Annotated in this window: 16 protein-coding genes and 1 pseudogene; 5 read left to right on the forward strand and 12 right to left on the reverse strand. The window is 63.2% G+C overall.

What is annotated here, in order from left to right; all coding sequences use genetic code 11:
- Nucleotides 1–193 precede the first annotated feature (193 nt).
- Complete coding sequence (locus JN756_RS30310) at nucleotides 194–1390, forward strand: class I SAM-dependent rRNA methyltransferase (RefSeq protein WP_046381745.1); 1197 nt, start codon at nucleotides 194–196, stop codon at nucleotides 1388–1390.
- A gap of 131 nt (nucleotides 1391–1521) precedes the next feature.
- Here JN756_RS30310 and JN756_RS30315 read toward each other — a convergent pair whose 3' ends face one another.
- Nucleotides 1522–1980: an REP-associated tyrosine transposase gene (locus tag JN756_RS30315; RefSeq protein WP_177031835.1), complete on the reverse strand. Its 459-nt coding sequence runs from the start codon at nucleotides 1978–1980 to the stop codon at nucleotides 1522–1524.
- A 451-nt stretch (nucleotides 1981–2431) separates the two neighbouring features.
- Between JN756_RS30315 and ilvD the strand changes: the two genes are divergently transcribed.
- A complete protein-coding gene (gene ilvD, locus JN756_RS30320) occupies nucleotides 2432–4273 on the forward strand; it encodes a dihydroxy-acid dehydratase (RefSeq protein ID WP_057003962.1) in 1842 nt (613 codons plus the stop codon).
- A 56-nt stretch (nucleotides 4274–4329) separates the two neighbouring features.
- On the opposite strand, the gene JN756_RS30325 is transcribed toward ilvD, so the two are convergent.
- Nucleotides 4330–5508 carry a GDSL-type esterase/lipase family protein gene (locus tag JN756_RS30325; protein ID WP_201021627.1) on the reverse strand — a complete coding sequence of 393 codons (1179 nt, stop codon included), beginning with the start codon at nucleotides 5506–5508 and terminating at the stop codon, nucleotides 4330–4332.
- A 222-nt stretch (nucleotides 5509–5730) separates the two neighbouring features.
- Entirely contained in the window at nucleotides 5731–6792 is a 1062-nt protein-coding gene (locus JN756_RS30330) for an HAD family hydrolase (RefSeq protein WP_046381742.1), read from the reverse strand.
- 241 nt (nucleotides 6793–7033) lie between these two features.
- Here JN756_RS30330 and JN756_RS30335 point away from each other — a divergent pair, with 241 nt between their 5' ends.
- Nucleotides 7034–8425 (forward strand): L-cystine transporter, encoded by a 1392-nt coding sequence (locus tag JN756_RS30335; RefSeq protein WP_169881778.1) that lies wholly within the window; start codon nucleotides 7034–7036, stop codon nucleotides 8423–8425.
- 100 nt (nucleotides 8426–8525) lie between these two features.
- On the opposite strand, the gene JN756_RS30340 is transcribed toward JN756_RS30335, so the two are convergent.
- Entirely contained in the window at nucleotides 8526–9038 is a 513-nt protein-coding gene (locus JN756_RS30340; protein WP_046381740.1) for a dihydrofolate reductase, read from the reverse strand.
- A 90-nt stretch (nucleotides 9039–9128) separates the two neighbouring features.
- Between JN756_RS30340 and JN756_RS30345 the strand changes: the two genes are divergently transcribed.
- Nucleotides 9129–10508: a DUF2868 domain-containing protein gene (locus JN756_RS30345; RefSeq protein WP_126585153.1), complete on the forward strand. Its 1380-nt coding sequence runs from the start codon at nucleotides 9129–9131 to the stop codon at nucleotides 10506–10508.
- Nucleotides 10501–11868 (forward strand): DUF3482 domain-containing protein, encoded by a 1368-nt coding sequence (locus JN756_RS30350; protein ID WP_017845042.1) that lies wholly within the window; start codon nucleotides 10501–10503, stop codon nucleotides 11866–11868. Before JN756_RS30345 ends, JN756_RS30350 begins: the two co-directional genes overlap by 8 nt.
- A gap of 6 nt (nucleotides 11869–11874) precedes the next feature.
- Here JN756_RS30350 and JN756_RS30355 read toward each other — a convergent pair whose 3' ends face one another.
- The 8 genes and pseudogenes from JN756_RS30355 to JN756_RS30390 form a co-directional block, all read right to left on the reverse strand.
- A complete protein-coding gene (locus JN756_RS30355; RefSeq protein WP_046381737.1) occupies nucleotides 11875–12417 on the reverse strand; it encodes a hypothetical protein in 543 nt (180 codons plus the stop codon).
- Nucleotides 12418–12510: 93 nt separating this feature from the next.
- Nucleotides 12511–13065 carry a phosphonate degradation HD-domain oxygenase gene (locus JN756_RS30360; RefSeq protein ID WP_026139794.1) on the reverse strand — a complete coding sequence of 185 codons (555 nt, stop codon included), beginning with the start codon at nucleotides 13063–13065 and terminating at the stop codon, nucleotides 12511–12513.
- Nucleotides 13065–14195: pseudogene (locus JN756_RS30365) on the reverse strand (TIGR03364 family FAD-dependent oxidoreductase); the annotation flags it as partial. The pseudogene JN756_RS30365 and the gene JN756_RS30360, both read right to left, overlap by 1 nt.
- Before the next feature lie 125 nt (nucleotides 14196–14320).
- Nucleotides 14321–15334 (reverse strand): putative 2-aminoethylphosphonate ABC transporter substrate-binding protein, encoded by a 1014-nt coding sequence (locus JN756_RS30370; protein WP_046381735.1) that lies wholly within the window; start codon nucleotides 15332–15334, stop codon nucleotides 14321–14323.
- An 18-nt stretch (nucleotides 15335–15352) separates the two neighbouring features.
- Nucleotides 15353–17065 (reverse strand): putative 2-aminoethylphosphonate ABC transporter permease subunit, encoded by a 1713-nt coding sequence (locus tag JN756_RS30375; RefSeq protein WP_104904286.1) that lies wholly within the window; start codon nucleotides 17063–17065, stop codon nucleotides 15353–15355.
- Between the two features lies 1 nt (nucleotide 17066).
- Nucleotides 17067–18131 carry a putative 2-aminoethylphosphonate ABC transporter ATP-binding protein gene (locus JN756_RS30380; RefSeq protein ID WP_046381733.1) on the reverse strand — a complete coding sequence of 355 codons (1065 nt, stop codon included), beginning with the start codon at nucleotides 18129–18131 and terminating at the stop codon, nucleotides 17067–17069.
- A gap of 236 nt (nucleotides 18132–18367) precedes the next feature.
- On the reverse strand, nucleotides 18368–19231 hold the full coding sequence (locus JN756_RS30385; RefSeq protein WP_057003967.1) for a LysR family transcriptional regulator: 864 nt from the start codon (nucleotides 19229–19231) through the stop codon (nucleotides 18368–18370).
- A 16-nt stretch (nucleotides 19232–19247) separates the two neighbouring features.
- Nucleotides 19248–21506, reverse strand: a complete 2259-nt coding sequence (locus tag JN756_RS30390; protein WP_198864257.1) for a heavy metal translocating P-type ATPase — start codon at nucleotides 21504–21506, stop codon at nucleotides 19248–19250.
- Between the last annotated feature and the right edge of the window lie 72 nt (nucleotides 21507–21578).

Below are 21578 nucleotides of genomic sequence, written 5' to 3' on the forward strand. Positions count from 1 at the left end.
GGGACATAAGTACACACTCTGGGCGAGAGGGGGATTCTAACCCCGATGGGAAGCTGACCGACACCTCAAAAAACCAAATGGCACTCCTATCAAATGGACGCCACAGCACGCGCGCCCCCTGCAACCCATCAGGCCAAGCCACGAAATGTAATGCAACACGGTATACTCCCGCTCTTTTTTCCGGAGCGACGTCATGTCCCTGCCAAGCCTGCGTCTCAAAGCCAACGCCGATCGTCGTTTGCGCAACGGCCACCTGTGGGTCTACAGCAACGAAATCGACGTGGCCGCCACCCCACTTCACGGCTTCCAGGCGGGCGACCAGGCCATCCTCGAAGCGGCCGGCGGCAAGACCCTGGGCATCGTGGCCATGAGCCCGAACAACCTGATCTGCGCGCGCCTGCTGTCGCGTGACATCAAGTTGCCTTTGGACAAGTCGCTGCTGGTACACCGCCTGAACGTCGCCCTGTCCCTGCGCGACCGCCTGTTCGACAAGCCGTTCTACCGCCTGGTCTACGGCGATTCCGACCTGCTGCCGGGCCTGGTGGTCGACCGTTTCGGCGACATCCTGGTGGTACAGATCGCCTCGGCGACCATGGAAGCGCATAAAGAAGACGTGATCGCCGCTCTGACCCAAGTGCTCAAGCCGAGCGGCATTCTGTTCAAGAACGACTCCGCCGCGCGCGACGCCGAAGGCCTCAACCGCTACGTCGAAACCGTGTTCGGCCTGGTGCCGGAGTGGGTCGCGCTGGAAGAAAACGGCGTGAAATTCGAAGCCCCGGTGATCCAGGGCCAGAAAACCGGCTGGTTCTATGACCACCGCATGAACCGCGCACGCCTGGCCCCGTATGCCAAAGGCAAGCGCGTCCTCGATCTGTACAGCTACATCGGCGGCTGGGGCGTGCAAGCCGCGGCCTTCGGCGCCACTGAAGTGTTCTGCGTCGACGCCTCGGCCTTCGCCCTCGACGGCGTCGAGCGCAACGCCGCGCTGAACGGCGTCGCCGAGAAAATGACCTGCATCGAAGGCGACGTCTTCGAAGCCCTCAAAGAGCTGAAAGCCAGCGAAGAACGCTTCGACGTGATCGTCGCCGACCCACCGGCCTTCATCAAACGCAAAAAAGACATGAAAAACGGCGAAGGCGCCTACCGCCGCCTCAACGAGCAAGCCATGCGCCTGCTCAGCAAGGACGGCATCCTGGTCAGCGCCTCGTGCTCGATGCACCTGCCGGAAGACGACCTGCAGAACATCCTGCTGACCAGCGCCCGCCACCTGGACCGCAACATCCAGATGCTCGAACGCGGCGGCCAGGGCCCGGATCACCCGGTGCACCCGGCGATTGTTGAGACGCGCTACATCAAGAGCATCACCTGCCGGTTGCTGCCAAATAGCTAAAGACCAAAACCGTCCCCCTGTAGGAGCGAGCTCGCTCGCGAAAAACGCATAGACGACGCGGGCTACCTGATAGCGCTGCGTCATCGTTGACGTGCTTCGCGAGCAAGCTCGCTCCTACAAGGGGGAAGAGGTCACAACCAGATGGCGTCCCATAGCGGGTACTGGCCGATATGCTTGACCAGCCCTGCACGCAAGGGATTGGCCACGATATAGCGGGCCATTGCTTTCAAATCTTCCTCCCGACGCAGTGCGCGGTCGAAGTAACCTTTTTGCCATAGGGTCCCGAACGAACACCTGGCCTGGTTGATGGCACGGGCACTTCGCGACTTGGTGATTCGCATCAGCCTTGGCAAGTCGCCGTTATGCAACTCGACCAGCCAATGGAAATGGTCAGGCATGACCACCCAGGCCAGCGAAGTCGCCTCACCCTCGTCCTGAGCCTGCCTGAACTCACTGACAAGCAGGCGGCCGATGCGCCAGTCCTGAAAGATCAATTGCCGTTGATGGGTAACCGCAGTGATCAGGTAAATACGGCCCGACTCCGAACAGCGTCCGATGCGCAGCCGATGTGCACGTTGCTGGGTGGACATTCCTTCGTCCTCTTCTGTGAGTGAAAGAGAAACGGTAGGCGCAGCGACGTCAACCGGCCTCTAAACAGTGGTTCTGAATATGTCCCTCCCCTGTAGGAGCGAGCTTGCTCGCGAAGAACGTCAACAATAACGCCGTACTATCAGGAGGCCCGTGTCGCCTGTTCGTTTTTCGCGAGCAAGCTCGCTCCTACATCAGATTGGTTGATCCGGGCGTGCGTCGCCACGGCGCTTTTCGCCATTCCCTCCAGCCGCCAGCGGTGTAGAATCGGCCTATTCATCGCCAGTCATCCCCCGGCGGGTTTATGAGCTCGAGGCCAAAACGCACGGCGATCCCGTAACGTTTGCGGCAACGTCCGGACACCAGTGCCATTTTTCGGGTGTTCCAGACGTCCATAGAAGCTCACTCCCCTTAGCACCTGATTAGTTTTGATTAGCCGCCCGGAGGGCTCAAATGCCAGATTACCGCTCGAAAACATCCACCCATGGCCGCAACATGGCCGGCGCCCGCGCACTGTGGCGTGCCACGGGGATGAAAGATGACGACTTCAAGAAGCCGATCATCGCGATTGCCAACTCGTTCACCCAGTTCGTCCCCGGCCACGTCCACCTCAAGGACCTGGGCCAACTGGTCGCCCGCGAGATCGAACGCGCCGGCGGTGTCGCCAAAGAATTCAACACCATCGCCGTGGACGACGGCATCGCCATGGGCCATGACGGCATGCTGTATTCCCTGCCGAGCCGCGAGATCATCGCCGACTCCGTGGAGTACATGGTCAACGCCCACTGCGCCGACGCCATCGTGTGCATCTCGAACTGCGACAAGATCACCCCCGGCATGCTGATGGCCGCCCTGCGCCTGAACGTCCCGGTGATCTTCGTCTCCGGCGGCCCGATGGAAGCCGGCAAGACCAAACTCGCCTCCCACGGCCTCGACCTGGTCGATGCCATGGTCATCGCCGCCGATTCCAGCGCTTCTGACGAGAAGGTCGCGGAATACGAGCGCAGCGCCTGCCCGACCTGCGGTTCGTGCTCCGGCATGTTCACCGCCAACTCGATGAACTGCCTGGTGGAAGCCCTGGGCCTGGCCTTGCCGGGCAACGGTTCCACGCTGGCCACCCACAGCGACCGCGAGCAACTGTTCCTGCAGGCCGGCCGCACCATCGTCGAGCTGTGCAAGCGCTACTACGGCGAGAACGATGAGTCGGTGTTGCCGCGCAACATCGCCAACTTCAAGGCGTTCGAAAACGCCATGACCCTGGACATCGCCATGGGCGGTTCCACCAACACCATCCTGCACTTGCTGGCCGCGGCCCAGGAAGCCGAGATCGATTTCGACCTGCGCGACATCGACCGCCTGTCCCGTCATGTGCCGCAACTGTGCAAAGTCGCGCCGAACATCCAGAAGTACCACATGGAAGACGTGCACCGCGCCGGCGGGATCTTCTCGATCTTAGGTTCCCTGGCGCGCGGCGGCCTGCTGCACACCGACCTGCCGACCGTACACAGCAAGTCCCTCGCCGAAGGCATCGCCAAGTGGGACATCACCCAGACTGACGACGAAGCCGTACACACCTTCTTCAAGGCCGGCCCGGCGGGCATCCCGACCCAGACCGCGTTCAGCCAGTCGACCCGTTGGGACACCCTCGACGCCGACCGTGAAAACGGCTGCATCCGCAGTGTCGAGCACGCCTATTCGAAAGAAGGCGGCCTGGCCGTGCTGTACGGCAACATCGCCCTCGACGGCTGCGTGGTGAAAACCGCCGGTGTGGATGAGTCGATCCACGTCTTCGAAGGTCGCGCCAAGATCTACGAAAGCCAGGACAGCTCGGTACGCGGCATCCTCGCCGACGAAGTCAAGGAAGGCGACATCGTGATCATCCGCTACGAAGGCCCGAAAGGCGGCCCGGGTATGCAGGAGATGCTCTACCCAACTTCGTACCTGAAATCCAAAGGCCTGGGCAAAGCCTGCGCGCTGTTGACCGACGGCCGTTTCTCCGGCGGCACCTCGGGCCTGTCCATCGGCCATGCTTCGCCTGAAGCCGCTGCCGGCGGCGCGATTGGCCTGGTACAGGACGGCGACAAGGTACTGATCGACATTCCGAACCGCTCGATCAACCTGTTGATCAGCGACGAAGAACTGGCCGCGCGCCGGGTCGAGCAGGACAAGAAGGGCTGGAAGCCGGTGGAGAAGCGTCCGCGCAAAGTCACTACCGCGTTGAAGGCTTATGCGTTGCTGGCGACCAGTGCCGACAAGGGTGCGGTGCGTAACAAGGCGATGCTGGACGGGCTGTAAGGCCTAATCCTGCGCATAAAAAAGCCCCGCCCAGTGCGGGGCTTTTTGTTAAAGGTTTACTGCCCAGCCAAGCGGGTTTGCAAATAACGATAAAGCCCGGCCGCACTCTTTCGATAGCCTTGCTCGTTCAGGTGAACCAGATCGTTCTGAGCAAGGTGGTCGGCCTGCCAAGCCTCAATCGAACAGGGGCCTCCCATATACGCTTGCCAGTCCCAGAACAGAGCCCCCGCGCGTAAGGCGGCCTGCCGTTGGATCTGGATGACCCGAGACAGATTTTTCGGCTGACGCTCTTCGCACGCCATGCCGGACCGCTGCTTTATCGAGTCTGCCGGCCCGACCAACAAAAGCACGGTGGCGGGTAATGTGCGGCGCAAGAACGCGAGCTTTTCAAGCAACTCATCGTGATAACGCCTCGGATCCAGATCGTCATCGAACGCTTCGTTACCGCCATACGCCAGCACCAGCAGGTCGGGATGCAGCGCGTTCAACGTATGCTCCCATCCGGCCTGCCACGCATCGACCGAATTCAGGGTTGCACCGTTGATACCCAGTGCCGAGTAAGTCACTCCAGTCTGTTGCTGTGACTCGATATTCCAGCCGCCGAGCGCAACCCCCCGTTCACTGATGATCGCCAGGTCCAATGGCAGGGCCAGATTTTCGAGCGCCCGACTGAACCGCCATTGCCCGGAAGTCGACAACAATGGCACCGCCATGTGACGAATGCCGTCATCCGCCACCAAACCGCTGTCAACATCAGCTCGGTACAGCGCAGAAACCCGGTAGCGCATTTCATGGGGTTCTCGCACACCAATCCTGACGTGGGCGTTGGGCGCCACGGGCAACGCCAGATAACCACCGAGCGGGAATTCATCGCGGTGCTGATAACGGCTTGAAATCAGGCGCCATTGGTCACTATCAGCCGCCAGTACCACTTGATCGTAACGGGTGCCTGGGACCGGTGTAGCCGCGACGAAACCTATTCCGCCCTCACCATATTGCAGTTGGAACAAACGGCGCATTTCACCGGAAAACCAATCAGCCGCCGTATGGGAGTCGCCCAACTGCACGATATTGACGGAACTACCGTGCGAAACCTTGAGCTTGTCGGCCAACGTCACTAAACCAGAAACAGGCACTGCTTGCGGTTCTGCCGCCAAGGCCCGAATCGAGAACAGCGCACTGCATCCGCCTGACACCGCCAGCAACACCATCGAGCGACATAGCCATAGCCACATGTTGCAGTCCCCTGACCATCCCGATAGTTGACTATAGCCGTCGCTCAGCGGCACAGGCCCGATAAAAATCCGCGCCGTGCGGGGCATTTTTTTGCCTGGAGAAAACCTCCAACACACGGGAGATCAACAGGTGGGAGGGGGCTTGCTCCCGATAGCGGTGGGTCAGTCAACACTGCTATCGGGAGCAAGCCCCCTCCCACAATTACCGGCGTACACCCGTGGTTACTGGATCTCGTCAGGCTTGACGATCACCCAGTTCTTGTCCGCCGTCACCGGCAAGCCTTCCTTGGCCTGGGCGGCCGCGTGTTTGGCCATCATGCCGTTGAGCTGGGTCATGTACTTGTCTTTGCGGTTGACCCACAGATGAATGCCGCCCTTGGCCACGTCCACATCGTGGAACAGCATGTAGCCGTCGCTGGTCGGGGTATCGCCGCCGACGATTACCGGCTTTTTCCATTCGTCGATGTAGGTCAGGATCGCGGCGTGCTTACCGGCCATCCAGGTCGCCGGGGTCCACAGGTAGGGGGTCAATTCCAGACCGAGGTTGGCTTTTTCGTCGTATTTGCCGGCAGTGATCTGCTTGCGTGCGGTGGTCAGTTCGCCGGTCTTGCGGTCCTTGAGCAGGGTGCTCACGCCGATGACGTTCTGCGGTTTGACGTTGTAGCCGTACTTCGGATCGGCAGCGACCATGCGTACCAGCTCTTCCGACGCGGCGGTCATCACATACACCTCGATGCCGTTTTCCATGAGCTTGTTGTACAGCTCAGCCTGACCGGTGAAGACTTTCGGCGGCTGGACTTCGGAGTTCTTCACCGCGTCGCCTTCGAAATAGCTGACCGGCACTGGCTTGCCGGAGGCCATCAACTCATCGACCTGGACCTTGAGTTCCTTGAGGGTAAAACCTGCAAACACCTGGGCCACCCACGGGTAGCAGACCATGTCGTCCACTTCGCAGAGGCGATAGTAGTAACTGAACAGGCTTTCCTTATGCTCGGCGGTGTCTTTGAAGGGCATAAGCTTGAGCGACGGGTCGAGGCTGTCGCGGGTGATCAGGCCCTTGTTTTCCATGTAGGGCAGCAGGGACTCTTCGAGGTCGTAGCGGTAGCTGGTGTTGTCCATGTCGAACACCGCGAAGTTACCCTTGTTGGCGTTGGCGGCGATCATTTCGTTCAGTTGCTTGGCGGCCGGGGCCGGCCAGTGTTTCAACTCGGTGGCGGCGAACGCCTGGCCGGCGAGTGCGAGGCAGAATGCGGCGGATACCAGTAGTTTCGGCGCGAGCTTCATAGGCGTTGTCTCCCTGAGTGAAAGACATCGACGCTAACAAATCCCTGTGACAGTTTTCGCCCGGTCGCGACCGCTTGCGTTCTGATTCCGCCATTGCCATGTGCCTGAGCGCCAACTACTTATTCCAAAAACGACAGACACCATTCCATATTGGTATTAAATCAATATATATCAAGCTGTTAGGCTTCCCGGTTCGCAATCGCAGGCTCACGCGATTGGCAACACTCTCAACGGAGCTTCAATGAATCTGCCCCTGATTCTCAACTTACTGGTGTTCGTGGCCCTGTTGCTGGGCCTGGCACAAACCCGTCGAACGAACTGGAGCCTCGCCAAGAAGGTCCTGTTCGCCCTGATACTCGGCGTGGCGTTCGGTACGGCCTTGCACACCATTTACGGCGATGGCAACCCGGTCCTCAAAGCCTCTATCGGCTGGTTCGATCTGGTCGGCAACGGTTATGTGCAGTTGCTGCAAATGATCGTGATCCCGCTGGTGTTCGCTTCGATCCTCAGCGCCGTGGCACGTCTGCACAACGCCGCGTCCCTGGGCAAGATCAGCTTCCTGACCATCGGCACCCTACTGTTCACCACCGCGATTGCGGCGCTGATCGGCATCGGCCTGACCAACCTGTTCGGCCTCACCGCCGAAGGCCTGGTGGCCGGCACCCAGGAAATGGCGCGCCTGCAAGTGATCCAGAACGACTACGCGGGCAAGGTCGCCGACCTGAATATCCCGCAGTTGCTGTTGTCGTTCGTGCCGCAAAACCCGTTCGCCGACCTGGCCCGCGCCAAGCCGACCTCGATCATCAGCGTGGTGATCTTCGCCGCCTTCCTCGGCGTGGCCGCGCTGCAACTGCTCAAGGATGACGTGGAAAAGGGCCAGAAAGTGCTCAACGCCATCGACACCCTGCAAGCCTGGGTGATGCGCCTGGTGCGCCTGGTGATGAAGCTCACGCCCTACGGCGTATTGGCGCTGATGACCAAGGTGGTCGCCGGCTCCAACCTGCAAGACATCATCAAGCTCGGCAGTTTTGTCGTGGTCTCGTACCTGGCGCTGGGGCTGATGTTCCTGGTGCATGGCCTGCTGCTGTCGCTGGCCGGGATCAACCCGCTGCGCTTCTTGCGCAAGGTCTGGCCGGTGCTGACGTTCGCCTTCACCAGCCGCTCCAGCGCGGCGGCGATCCCGCTGAGTATCGAAGCGCAGACCCGCCGCCTGGGCATCCCGCACGCCATCGCCGGTTTCGCCGCCTCGTTCGGCGCGACCATCGGCCAGAACGGTTGCGCCGGTCTCTACCCGGCAATGCTGGCGGTGATGGTCGCGCCGACGGTCGGCATCAACCCGTTGGACCCGCTGTGGATCGCGACCCTGGTGGCGATTGTGACCTTGAGTTCGGCGGGCGTTGCCGGCGTGGGCGGTGGGGCGACGTTTGCCGCGCTGATCGTACTGCCGGCGATGGGCTTGCCGGTGTCACTGGTGGCGCTGCTGATTTCCGTGGAGCCGCTGATCGACATGGGCCGTACCGCGTTGAACGTGAACGGTTCGATGACAGCCGGGGCGATTACCAGCCAGATCATGCAGCAGACGGATAAAGAACGGCTGAATGCGGATGAGCATGCGGAGTTGGCGCAGGCCTGATAGACCGCTATCGGGGGCAAGTCGAATCGTCGCACCGCCCCTCCCACACTTGATCGCATTCACTCGGTCAAATGTGGGAGGGGGCTTGCCCCCGATGCTTTTAGGCTTTTTCCCAGACTTCGAAGTTGTAAGCCGGCTTGTCACCTTCGGCTGGGTTCTGCAGATTGGAAACCAACTTCCACTGGTTCTCATCAAACGCCGGAAACCACGCATCCCCTTCCGGGCTCAGCGCCACCCGCGTCAGGTACAGGCGATCCGCCTGTTCCAGCCCCTGCGCATAAAGCTGCGCGCCGCCGATCAACATCAGCTCATCCACGCCCTGCTCCAGGGCCCACGCTTGCGCACGCGCCACCGCCGCTTCAAGCGACGGAAAAACTTCCGCACCTTCCAGCGCCAGGTCGGTCTGACGACTGACCACAATGTTCAAGCGCCCCGGCAGCGGTCGACCCAGGGAATCCCAGGTCTTGCGCCCCATGATGATCGGCTTGCCCAGGGTGGTGGCCTTGAAATATTTGAAATCCCCCGGCAAATGCCAGGGCATGCTGTTGTCGACGCCGATCACACGGTTTTCACCGAGGGCTGCGATCAGGCTTAGAGGGAGAGTTTTTTTCATGGCGACGAGAATACCAGAGCCACGCGAAGCGTACCCCAACCGGCTGCACAGCGGTTATGCTCCAGGCTCACTGACACAACAGGACGGCGCGTGACTGCACTGACCCCCCTGCAAACACTCTGGCTGACGGAAACCGTGCGCCTGCGCGAAGAACACGCCGGCCCGCTGGAAGATCAGCAAGCCAATCGCCTGGCCCGCACGGCCGGCGGCGACCTGTCGACGCGCATTCAACAGCGCGCCCTGCACCTGGCCGAGCGCGATGGGCTGACAACCGCCCTCATCCGCTGGCTGCAAGGTGCGCGTTTGGCCCTGATACTGCTGGCGATAGTCGCGGTGATCAGTGGTGCAGGCCTGGCCTTTGCTGCGCTGGGTAACGGCCTGACCCCGGTGAATGTGTTCTGGGCGCTGGGCAGCCTGCTCGGCTTGAACCTGATCCTGCTGATCAGTTGGGCATTGGGCCTGCTGTTTGCCGGAGAACACAGCGCCAGCCTCGGCCGGCTGTGGTTGTGGCTCAGCGAAAAACTCGCGCGTGACGCCAAAGCCGCGCAACTGGCGCCGGCGTTGCTGCTGCTATTGCAGCGCCAGAAGCTCAATCGCTGGGCCGTCGGGGTGCTGGTCAACAGCCTGTGGTTACTCGCGTTGCTCAGCGCGCTGGCGATCCTGCTGACGCTGCTCGCCACCCGGCGCTACGGTTTTGTGTGGGAAACCACCATCCTCGGCGCCGACACCTTCGTCGCCGTGACCCAAGCCCTCGGCGCCCTGCCCGCCCTGCTTGGTTTCAACGTCCCCACGGTGGAGATGATCCGCGCCAGCGGCGATTCCGCCCTGAACATCGACAGCGCCCGCCAGGCCTGGGCCGCCTGGCTGGTGGGCGTGTTGCTGGTCTACGGCCTGTTGCCGCGGTTGATTCTCGCCCTGCTGTGCCTGTGGCGCTGGAAACGCGGACGCGCCGCCCTGCGCCTGGACCTCAACCTGCCCGGCTACAGCCAACTGCGCGAACGCCTGATGCCGAGCAGCGAACGGCTTGGGGTCAACGATGCGGCACCGGAGCAGTTGCACGCCGTCAGCGGCGGCGTCAGCGAACTGCACAGCGACGGCGCTCTGGTGGTCGCCATCGAACTCGACGACCAGCACCCGTGGCCGCCGAAGCTGCCGGGCAACGTGCAGAACGCCGGCATCCTCGACAGCCGCGAATCACGCCACAAACTGCTGGAACAACTGACCCGCTTCCCGCCCGCGCGCCTGGCCATCGCCTGCGACCCGCGCCGCTCGCCCGACCGGGGCAGCCTGGCGCTGATCGCCGAACTGGCGCGCAGCGCCAGCGCCACCCGCGTGTGGCTGCTGCAAGCGCCACCCGGCCAGGCGCTGGACGCCGAGCGCCTGGGCGATTGGCACGCGGCGCTGCAACAACTGGAACTGCCCTTCGCCGATTGCGCGCCGTTGAACTGGCTGGAGAGCGGCCATGACTAAACCCCTGAAACTCGCCGTGGTCGGCCACACCAATGTCGGCAAGACCTCGCTGCTGCGCACCCTGACCCGCGATGTCGGTTTCGGCGAAGTCTCCCATCGCCCCAGCACCACGCGGCATGTCGAAGGCGCGCGCTTGTCGGTCGAGGGCGAAGCCCTGCTGGAACTCTACGACACCCCCGGCCTGGAAGACGCCATCGCCCTGCTCGACTATCTGGAGCGCCTCGATCGCCCCGGCGAACGCCTCGACGGCCCAGCACGCCTGGCGCGTTTCCTGGAAGGCAGCGAAGCCCGCCAGCGTTTCGAACAGGAAGCCAAGGTGCTGCGCCAACTGCTGGCCTCCGATGCCGGCCTGTATGTGATCGACGCTCGCGAGCCGGTGCTGGCCAAATACCGCGACGAACTGCAAGTGCTGGCCAGTTGCGGCAAACCGTTATTGCCCGTGCTCAACTTCGTCAGCAGCAACGATCATCGCGAACCGGACTGGCGCGAAGCCCTGGCCCGCCTCGGCCTGCACGCACTGGTGCGGTTCGACAGCGTCGCGCCGCCGGAAGACGGCGAACGCCGCCTGTATGAAAGCCTCGCCCTGCTGCTGGAAAACGCCCGGCCCCAACTGGAACGGCTGATCCTCGACCAGCACGCCCAACGCCAGGCCCGCCAGCAAAGCGCCGCGCGGCTGATCGCCGAACTGCTGATCGACTGCGCCGCGTGCCGGCGCAGCGTGGTCACTGAAGAGGAACCGCAAGCCATCGGCGATTTGCGCAAGGCCGTGCGCCAGCGCGAGCAGCGTTGCGTGGAAGCCTTGCTCAAGCTGTTCGGCTTCCGCCCGCAGGACGCCGCCGCCAGCGACTTGCCGCTGCTCGACGGGCGCTGGGGCGATGACCTGTTCAACCCGGAAACCCTCAAGCAACTCGGCGTGCGCGTCGGCGGCGGGATTGCCGCCGGCGCGGCCGCCGGTGCCGGGGTCGACCTGCTGGTGGGTGGGTTGACCCTTGGCGCCGCCGCGCTGGCGGGCGCCATTGCCGGTGGCGCGCTGCAAACCGCGCGCAGCTATGGCGGGCGCCTGCTGGGCAAGATCAAGGGCCAGCGCGAGCTGACCGTCGACGACAGCGTGCTGCGCCTGCTGGCCCTGCGCCAACGCCAATTGCTCAAGGCCCTGAACCTGCGCGGTCATGCGGCGATGCACAGCATCAAGGTCGACACGCCGCAGGACAAGACCTGGCGCGAAGGCAAACTGCCCGATGCCCTGCACAAGGCCCGCGCCCACCCGCAGTGGTCGTCCCTCAACCCCCACGCCAAATTGAGCCAGGCCGAGCGCCAGGAGCAGGTCGAAGCCCTGGCCGCCCGGCTCGATGAAGCCTGACCCCGCTTATTGACGCGCGTACCACTCAAAGCCCAGAAAGGTCGTACACAACGTGCGGATCAGCTCTTTATCGGCCTTGTCCGCAATACCGTCGCGGTCGATGTCACTGTTGGTAAACGATTCCAGCACCCCGTCGCCATCGCCGTCATAGGCGGCGGCCTTGTAGATCAGCGAGCCCTTGCACTGCGGCGCCGTGCGTTCTTGGAATTCCAGCTTGACCGCGTTGGGCGTGCCGGCCTTGGCGTAATGATCGACGTACAGCGTCAACGTGCGCTGCCAGTGGCTGCGCCGATTGAACCAGTTCAATTTCAAAAAGCAGTCGGCGAAAGTGTCCACCCGCTGTTTTTCCAGCCGACAAGGGCGAGTGACCGGGTTCAGATCGTCCGCCCATTGCAGGTCGACCCGGCCGTCCGCGCTCATGTCCACGGCGAAGATCTCGTGGATCAGTTCATCAGGACAGCCAGCCTGCTGCTCATAGAAGTGCAGGATGACTGTGTCCGCCCGACCGTTGCCGCTCATGTCCTGGGCCGTCACTTTTAAGTAGCGCATCAGCGTTGCTCCTTGGATTGAAGAAGCAAGCCACCTTAGTGATCCGACCTCAGGGGCTCTAGGCGGCGCATCTGCGTTTGGCGTAAGGCCAATCTACGCAACCAGTAGCCGCGCGGCCTTGGCCTTGAGTACCTGCAGATCGAGCACCGGCACCTGCGCTTGCTTGGCCTGTTCGTCCCAGTGGCGCAGACGCAGGCTGATGGCGTAGAGCGGGTCTTGCTCGAACGCCCGCGCTTCGTCAGGCGTCATTGCCCCGCCTTGATACGCCAACGTGCGGCGGCTGGCTTCGCTCAACCGGGCGTAGTAGTCCGGCTGGCTGAATGTCAGGTAGCGCTTGGCCTCGACGTGATATTCCACCAGCCGCGCCAGGCGCTCGCTGAAACCGACGCGGCGCAGGTAATCGGCGCCCAGCCGCTCATGGCTGACCACGCCATAGCCGCCCATGTTCGCACCGCCCTGGCCGCAAAGATGGCCGATATCGTGGAAAAACGCCGCCAGCACCACTTCATCGTCGAAGCCTTCGGCCATGGCCCACTGCGCGGCCTGGGACATGTGTTCGAGCTGCGACACCGCCTCGCCGATGTAATCCGCCGTGCCGTGTTGCTCGTACAGGCCGAAAACCTCGGCAATCACCTGCTGCGGATTCATCATGCCGCCCCCCACAGTGCGCTGATATTGCGCTCGCCCAGCGCCGGCCCCACGCTCATGCCCACGCCGGTATGCATCAACGCGGCGCTGACGCCGGGCGCCACGCGCAGGAACGAGAACGGCACCCGCCCGCGTGCGCCGTAGACGCCCTGCCAACGCTCGACCACCTGGACCTTGCAACCCAGGGTCTGCTCGGCCAGTTCGAGCATCCAGTCATCGACCTGCTCGGCGTTGAACGGCGACGCATCGCGGCCGTAGTCGTGGGAGTCGCCGATGATCAGTTCGCCATGGGGCGTCGGGCTGATCAGCAAGTGAATCCCGTGCTCATGCAGGTACGGTGCCTCGCGCAGGATCTGCGCCTGCACCGCCGCCGCTTCCGGCAGGTCGGCAAACGCGCCGTAATGCACGCAACTGAGGCCGGTGAGCAAGGCATGTTGCAGGTTCAGGTTGACCGCCGGCCGTGCGCGCAGCATTTGCAGGCGGCAGATATGCGGGTCGAGTTCGGCAATCGCTTCGGCCAGCAGGGTTTGGTAGTCGTGGCCCGAGCAGACCACGATCTGCGCGCCACGAAAACTGCCCGCCGTGCTGTGCAACTGGCCGGGCTCGACGTCGCGCACCAGGGTCGAAAAGTGAAACTCCACCTGCAGTTCCTCGCGCAGGTAATCGATCAGCGCCGGGATCGCCTCGCGCGAATACAGCTGCTGATCGTCCTTGCCGTGCAACGCTGCGCGGTGATGACGGAATTGGCCGCCGTACAGATCCCGCAACGCCGCGCCCTGCAGCAGTTCGACGTTATAGCCATACGCCTGGGCGCGGCCGGCGCAGAAGGCTTCCAGCAGGTGTTCTTCGGCTTCACTGCGGGCGAACAGATACGAGCCGTTGCGCTTGAGCTGCAAGCCGGCCAGCCGCGCCCATTCGCCCCAGATATCGCGGCTTTGCCGCGCCAGGTCGAGCATCGGGCCTGGCGGTTGGCCGGTGACCAGGGCCTGGCCGAAGTTGCGTACCGAGGCGCCCAACGGCGTGGCGCTGCGCTCGAACACCTTGACCTTGAGCCCGCGCTTGGCTGCTGCGTAGGCGTGGGACAGGCCGAGGATGCCGGCGCCGATGATCAATAAATCTGTCATGACATACGTAACCCTCTGTAGGAGCGAGCTTGCTCGCGAAGCACGTCAACGATAACGCAGCGCTATCAGGTAGCCCGCGTCGTCTATGGGTTCTTCGCGAGCAAGCTCGCTCCTACAGGTAGAGGTGAAATTTATTGTTTTTCCGACTTGCCGTCATAGCGCTTGCGCCATTCAGTCAGAATGCTGTCGCGGTTTTTCGAGGCCCAGGTGAAGTCGTTCTTGATCAGCCGCTGCTCGTAGTCCGCCGGCAATTCGGTCTGCGGCTTGGCGATGCCCGGCTGGGCGAGCACGGCGAAGTTGTCCTTGTACAGGTCCATCGCGGCGGTGCTGGCGGAGAAGTCGGCGAGTTTCTTCGCCGCGTCGGCGTGGGCGCTGCCTTTGATCACCGCCGTCGCTTCGATGTCCCAGCCCAGGCCTTCTTTTGGCAGGATGATGTCCAGCGGCGCGCCCTGGCGCTTCAGCTGCACGGCCGGGTATTCGAAGGAAATACCGATCGGGAATTCACCCGAAGCCGCCAGCTTGCACGGCTTGGAACCGGAGTGGACGTACTGGCCGATGTTCTGGTGCAGGTCGTCCATGTACTGCCAGCCCTGCTTCTCGCCGAAGGTCTGCAGCCAGGCGCTCACATCCAGGAAACCGGTGCCCGAGGACGCCGGGTTGGGCATCACGATCTTGCCCTTGTACTCAGGCTTGGTCAGGTCTTGCCAGCTCACCGGTTTGCTCAGGCCCTGCTTCTCGGCTTCGACGGTGTTGAAGCAGATCGTCGCGGCCCAGACGTCCATGCCGACCCACGCAGGCGGGTTGGCGGCGTCACGGTAGTGTTTGCCGATCTTGTCCAGGCCCTTGGGCGCGTAACTTTCGAGCATGCCTTGCTGGTCGAGGATCGCCAGGCTCGACGCGGCCAGGCCCCAGACCACATCGGCTTGCGGGCGGTCTTTTTCCGCGAGCAGCTTGGCGGTGATGATGCCGGTGGAGTCACGCACCCATTTGATTTCGATGTCGGGGTTGGCCTGCTCGAAGGCCTGTTTATAGGTCTTCAATTGCTCGGCTTCGAGGGCCGTGTACACGGTCAATTCAGTCTTGGCGAAGGCATTCAGGCTGAATGCAGTGAGTACGGCAGCGACCAACGCGAGGGGCTTGAACATGGCATACCTCCTTCAGGGTTATTGGCCCGGCGCGGTCTGGCGCCAGGCTTGGGAGCGGCGCAACGCGCCACGTGAGGCCCACGCCAGCAGCAGCGAGACGCTGGCCGAAGTGAACAGAATCAAAGTGGACATGGCCGCCGCGCCGCCCACATTGCCGGCGTCGTCCATGTTCAACACGGCGACGGCGGCGAGGATGGTGTCGGGGCTGTAGAGGAAGATCGCCGCCGAGACAGTGGTCATCGCCGACACAAACAGGTAGCGCACGATGTCCAGCAGCGCCGGCAGGCAGATCGGCACGGTGACGCGCAGGTAGTGGCGGTACAGCGGCGCCTTGAGCGACAGCGCGGCGGCTTCGAACTCGGCATCGAGCTGGCGCAGCGCGGTGGTGGCGGTCATCTGCGCGGTGGTCAAATAATGAGCGATGGTACACACCACCAGCAGCGTCATGGTGCCGTAGAACACATGCAGCGGGTTGCCGCTGAGGTTGAAGAAGAAGACGTAGCCCAGGCCCAGCACCAGGCCCGGCACGGCCATCGGCACGAAGCTGAGCATGCGCAGCGCCAGGTTCAGGCCTTTCTGGCCCTGGGTCTTTTCCATCAGGTACGCGCCGGTGAAGATCAGCACGCTGCCGATCAACGCCGTACACAGCGCCAGGGTCAGGCTGTTGCGGTACGCCAGCCAGCCGCCGCCGGCTGTGTCTTCGAACTGGTAGTGGTTGAGCGACAGCGACAGGTTGTAGGGCCAGAACTTCACCAGCGACGAGTACACCGCCATGCCGAACACCAGCAGCAACACCGCGCAGATCAGCAGCACGATGGCCAGGTAACAGGCATCGCGCCGCCGCGACGGGGCCGGCTGGAACACCTGGGCACGGCCGCCCATAGCATCACCCTGGCGCCGACGCAGCCAGGTATCGACGCCAAAGCTGAACAGCGCCGGCAGCAGCAACACCATGCCGATCAACGCCCCGCGCCCGAACTGTTGCTGGCCGACCACGGCCTTGTAGGCTTCCAGCGCCAGCACCTGATAATCGCCGCCGACCACCACCGGTACGCCGAAGTCGGTGATGGTCAGGGTGAACACCAGGCAAAACGCGGCGAACACCGCCTGGCGCGTGGCAGGCCAAGTGATGCTGCGAAATGCCCGGGCCGGGCTGGCACCCATGCTCGAGGCGGCATCGAACAAGCGCGCATCCGCCAGGGAAAGCGCCGACAACAGGATCATCAAGGCGTGTGGGAAGGTGTAGATCACCTCACCGAGGACAATGCCCCAGAAGCCGTAGATATTCTCCGACAACAAACCGCGCAGCAGGCCCTGGTTGCCGAACAGATAGACCAACGCGATCCCCGGCAGCATTGACGGCGCCATCAACGGCAGCAGCGACAACCCGCGCCAGAGCGCCTTGGCCGGGATCAGTGTGCGTTGCAGCGCGTAGGCAAACAGATACGCCAGCGGTACGACAATGACCGCCACGCTGAGGGAGACTTTCAGGCTATTCCCAAGCAGCCAGTGGAAGTTGGCGCTGCTGACCAGTTCCCGTGCCGCCACCAGCCCGCCGCCCTGCCCGGCTTCGCTGCTGAAGCCGCGCCAGAAGATCGCCAGCAGCGGCAACAACACCGCGATACCCAGCAGGCACAGCCATAGCCATTTGCCGCCCAGCACGAAAAGGCGGTCGCCCAACTCGGCGCGGGACACCCGGCGTGCAATGGGCAGCGTCATCAGCGCACCCATGTCAGGCAAACACCTGCAGGCTGCGCGGCGGCAACGCGACCCAGATGTCCTGGGCCCCCAGGCGCGGCATGGCTTCCGGAGCCAGTTCGGCCAGCAGCGGATGACCGGGCAGTTGCGCCAGTTCAAAGCTCATGCGGCAACGGTTGCCGAGGAAGGTGATCTCGCGGACCTTGGCCGCAAACAGGTTCTCTTCATGCACCAGCGGGTTGACGCTGATCGCCTCCGGGCGGCAGAACAGGCGCCCGGAGGTGGCCGCGCCAGCATCATCGGCCAGGCGCATGTGCATCCCGCCGACCTGGGCGTGGCTCGCGCTGCTGCGGCTGAACGGCAGCCAATTGCCCTGGCCGACGAACTCCGCCACGAACGGTGTGGCCGGGCGGTCGTAAATCTCTTGGGGCGTGGCGTATTGCTCGACCTTACCGTTGTTCATCACGGCAATGCGGTCGGCCATCAACATGGCTTCGTCCTGATTGTGGGTGACCATCAGCGTGGTGACGCCCAGGCGCCGTTGCAGTTGGCGCAGTTCGGTACACAGGTGCTCACGGACGCGGGCGTCGAGGGCCGACATCGGCTCATCGAGCAGCAACAGCGAGGGTGCCGGCGCCAAGGCACGGGCCAGGGCGACCCGTTGTTGCTGGCCGCCGGAGAGTTGGCCGGGGTATTTCTTTTCGCTGCCGAGCAGGCCGACCAGTTCGAGCATCTGACCGACACGCTTGCGCACTTCATCGCGACCGCTGCCGGTGAGGCCGTAGCCGATATTCGCTTCAACGCTGAGGTTGGGGAACAGCGCGTAGGACTGGAACAAAATGCCGTAGTCCCGCGCCTGCGGCGGCAGCAGGGAAACATCCCGCTCACCCAGATAAAGCTCCCCACTGTCCTGGCGCTCGAGGCCGGCGATGCAGCGCAGCAGCGTGGTCTTGCCACAACCGGACGGGCCCAGCAGGCACACCAGCTCGCCGGCGGCGACGTCCAGGGACACGTTGTCCAGCGCGGTAAAGGCGCCGAAGCGTTTCTGGATACCGCGCACCTTCATTGGCGCGCCGGGTTGGGTCAGGGCTGTGTTCATGGAGGCACCTCATCAAACAGATGAGGGCCATGCTAGGCAGGCAATGCGTCCCTGATGTGGCAGAAAGGCAAAACGTGGCGATAGTGGTATTGGTGGATTTGGGTAGGGGGGTGCCAGGTCTGGCGCTATCGGGGGCAAGCCCCCTCCCACATTTTGACCGCATTCTCATGTTGGAACTCGGTCAAGTGTGGGAGGGGGCTTGCCCCCGATAGCGCCCTCAAGGCCACCACCGGATTTCAGATCGGCGACATTTCCTGCGCCAACCCGAGAAAAGCAGCTGGCAGGCGAGCGCCTTTTCTTTCCTTGAGACAGTAGAGGTACTCAGCGATCTGCGGCGCGTTCTCGATGGTCAGCACCCGCAACTGCGGGTCATGGGGCACTTCCTGGCGGGCGATGATGCTGATGCCGATATTGCGCAGCACCGCTTCACGAATCGACTCGCGGCTGCCGATTTCCAGCAGCGGCCCGTAACTCACGCCGGCGCCCTGCAGCAGCTGTTCCGTCAGGCGTCGCGTGGTGGAGCCGGCTTCACGCATCAACAGCGTATGCCCGGCCAGCGCGGTCAACGGCACATGATCGAGCGTCGCCAACGGGTGGTTGCGATGCACCGCCAGCACCAGCGGATCGGTGCCCAGCACACGGCGAATCAGACGCGGGTCTTCCAGCAGTTGCGAGGACGCGGCGACGTCGACGCGGTAATCATCCAGGGCTTCGAGCACCTGTTGGGAGTTGCCGATTTCCACCGACACGTCCACCTGGGGCAAACGCTCACGGAAGGCTTTGACCAGGTCGAGGATGTAATACGGCGCCGTCGCAGCAATCCGCAATGCGCCCTGGACCTGGCCACTGTTACGCAGGAAAAACTCGATATCCGCTTCCTGCTGCAACAGCGTCTTGACCATCGGCAGCAGGCGCGCGCCTTCGTCGCTGACCGTCAGGCGGCGGCCCCCGCGATAGAACAGCTCGACGCCGTACTGGCTTTCCAGGTTGCGGATCTGCGTGGTGACGGTGGGCTGGCTCAGGCCGAGTTTTTTCGCCGCCTGGGTGATGCTGCCCAGGCGGGCGACCATAAAAAACGCCTTCAACTCGGCACTCAGCACACCACCCTCACATCATTTATTTGCGCAGCAGGCGCAGGCCATTGAACACCACCAGCAGGCTTACGCCCATGTCGGCAAACACCGCCATCCACATGGTGGCCATGCCCAGGAAGGTGACCGCGAGGAAGACCGCCTTGATCACCAGCGCCAGGGCGATGTTCTGCTTGAGGATACTCGAGGTTTGCCGCGACAACCGAATGAAAGCCGGAATCTTGCGCAAATCATCGTCCATCAAGGCCACGTCGGCAGTTTCGATGGCAGTGTCGGTGCCTGCCGCGGCCATGGCAAAACCGATCTCGGCGCGGGCCAACGCCGGGGCGTCGTTGATGCCGTCGCCGACCATGCCCACGCGCCGGCCTTGGCCGTAAAGGGCTTCGATGGCTAGCAGTTTGTCGGTGGGCAACAGGTCGCCCTGGGCCTGGTCGATGCCAACCTGGGCCGCAATCGCCTGGGCAGTGTGGGTGTTATCGCCGGTGAGCATCAGGGTTTTGATGCCCAGCTCGTGCAACTGCTGGATCGCTTCGCGGCTGCTGTCCTTGACCGTGTCGGCCACGGCGAACAGCGCCAGCGGGCCGGATTTGTCGAGCAGCAGCACCACGGATTTGCCTTGTTTCTCCAGGGCGAAGAGTTTGTCTTCCAGCGCGGGCGAGCACAGGCCGAGTTCTTCCACCAGGCGGTGGTTGCCCAGGTGGTAGGTTGCGCCGTTGATATCACCGCGCACACCGCGACCGGTCAGGGCAGTGAAGTTATCCACAGCATGGCGCGGCAGGTTTTTATCCACAGCCGCGTTGGCGATGGCCAGCGATACCGGGTGGTCGGAACGCCCGGCGAGGGCGGCGGCCAACGCCGGCGCACTGTCTTCGACATTCGGGAACAGGGCCAGGTAGTCGGTTTGCACCGGTTTGCCGTGGGTGATGGTGCCGGTCTTGTCGAGGGCCAGGTAGTCGAGCTTGTAACCGCCCTCCAGGTACACGCCGCCCTTGATCAGGATGCCTTTGCGCGCCGCTGCGGCCAGGCCGCTGACGATGGTCACCGGGGTGGAGATCACCAAGGCGCACGGGCATGCGACCACCAGCAGCACCAGGGCGCGGTAGATCCAGTCGAACCAGACGCCAGCCATGAACAGCGGCGGGATCAGCGCCACGCCCAGGGCAAACAGGAACACCGCCGGGGTGTAGATCTTCGCAAAACGGTCGACAAAACGCTGGGTCGGCGCGCGGGCGCCCTGAGCCTGTTCCACGGCGTGGATGATCCGCGCCAGGGTCGAGTTGCTGGCGGCCGCCGTGACTGCGTATTCCAGGGAACCGGCCTGGTTGATGGTGCCGGCGAAGACTTTATCGCCCACGGTTTTTTCAATCGGCAGGCTTTCCCCGGTGATCGGCGCCTGGTCGATGGTCGACTGGCCGGCGGTGACTTCGCCGTCCAGGCCGATGCGCTCGCCGGGGCGAACCCGCACGATGGCGCCCAATTCCACACTGTTCACTTCCCGTTCGGCCCAACTGCCGTCGGCCTGACGCACTGTGGCCCGTTCCGGGGTCATCTGCATCAAGCCGCTGATGGCATTGCGCGCGCGGTCGAGGGACTTGGCTTCGATCAATTCGGCCACGGTGAACAGGAACATCACCATCGCCGCTTCCGGCCATTGGCCGATCAGGATCGCGCCGGTCACGGCGATGCTCATCAGCGCGTTGATGTTCAGGTTGAGGTTTTTCAGGGCGATCCAGCCCTTTTTATAGGTGGTCAGGCCGCCGCTGAGGATCGAGACCAGCGCCACCAGGGCGATCACCCAGGTCGGGGCCGCATTGGTGAAGTGGATCACTTCGGCCGCCAGGGCGCCGACGCCGGACAACGCCAGCGGCCACCAGTGTTTCTTAGCGGGTGGCGCGGCGGCCGGGGTGCCCTCTTCGATCGGATCGGCCTGCATGCCCAGGGACTTGATGGCGTCGATGATCGGCGCGGTGCTCGGCAGGTCATGGGTGACACCGAGGATGCGGTTGATCAGGTTGAATTCCAGCTGCTGCACACCGGCAAGCTTGCCCAGTTTGTTCTGGATCAGGGTCTGCTCGGTGGGGCAGTCCATGGCTTCGATGCGGAAGGTGCTCAGGCGCGAATCGGCGCTGGGCGCGGCGCTCAGTTGCACCAACGCCGGGGCTGGCGTGCCGGAGCAGCAGGCACCGGCGTGGCCGTGGTCATGCACCGGTGTCAGTTTTTTCGGCGCATGAGCGTGGTCATGCGCGTGATCGTGCGTGTGCGGGGTGTGATGGGAGTCGCTCATCTGGTCGCGTCCGTAAGGTGCCTGTTGCCAAGTAAAGACCCTGTAGCCACTATAGGGTCAAGCACCCATTTG

The sequence above is a fragment of the Pseudomonas sp. Y39-6 genome, from assembly GCF_023651955.1.
GTDB lineage: Bacteria > Pseudomonadota > Gammaproteobacteria > Pseudomonadales > Pseudomonadaceae > Aquipseudomonas > Aquipseudomonas veronii.

Coding starts and splice junctions, on each gene's coding strand:
- JN756_RS30360 (WP_026139794.1), bottom strand. CDS start 13,065: ATGAATCCGCAGCAGGTGATTGCCGAGGTTTTCGGCCTGTACGAGCAA.
- JN756_RS30330 (WP_046381742.1), bottom strand. CDS start 6,792: ATGAAGCTCGCGCCGAAACTACTGGTATCCGCCGCATTCTGCCTCGCA.
- JN756_RS30390 (WP_198864257.1), bottom strand. CDS start 21,506: ATGAGCGACTCCCATCACACCCCGCACACGCACGATCACGCGCATGAC.
- JN756_RS30325 (WP_201021627.1), bottom strand. CDS start 5,508: ATGTGGCTATGGCTATGTCGCTCGATGGTGTTGCTGGCGGTGTCAGGC.
- JN756_RS30375 (WP_104904286.1), bottom strand. CDS start 17,065: ATGGGTGCGCTGATGACGCTGCCCATTGCACGCCGGGTGTCCCGCGCC.
- ilvD (WP_057003962.1), top strand. CDS start 2,432: ATGCCAGATTACCGCTCGAAAACATCCACCCATGGCCGCAACATGGCC.
- JN756_RS30370 (WP_046381735.1), bottom strand. CDS start 15,334: ATGTTCAAGCCCCTCGCGTTGGTCGCTGCCGTACTCACTGCATTCAGC.
- JN756_RS30350 (WP_017845042.1), top strand. CDS start 10,501: ATGACTAAACCCCTGAAACTCGCCGTGGTCGGCCACACCAATGTCGGC.
- JN756_RS30355 (WP_046381737.1), bottom strand. CDS start 12,417: ATGCGCTACTTAAAAGTGACGGCCCAGGACATGAGCGGCAACGGTCGG.
- JN756_RS30315 (WP_177031835.1), bottom strand. CDS start 1,980: ATGTCCACCCAGCAACGTGCACATCGGCTGCGCATCGGACGCTGTTCG.
- JN756_RS30380 (WP_046381733.1), bottom strand. CDS start 18,131: ATGAACACAGCCCTGACCCAACCCGGCGCGCCAATGAAGGTGCGCGGT.
- JN756_RS30340 (WP_046381740.1), bottom strand. CDS start 9,038: ATGAAAAAAACTCTCCCTCTAAGCCTGATCGCAGCCCTCGGTGAAAAC.
- JN756_RS30310 (WP_046381745.1), top strand. CDS start 194: ATGTCCCTGCCAAGCCTGCGTCTCAAAGCCAACGCCGATCGTCGTTTG.
- JN756_RS30335 (WP_169881778.1), top strand. CDS start 7,034: ATGAATCTGCCCCTGATTCTCAACTTACTGGTGTTCGTGGCCCTGTTG.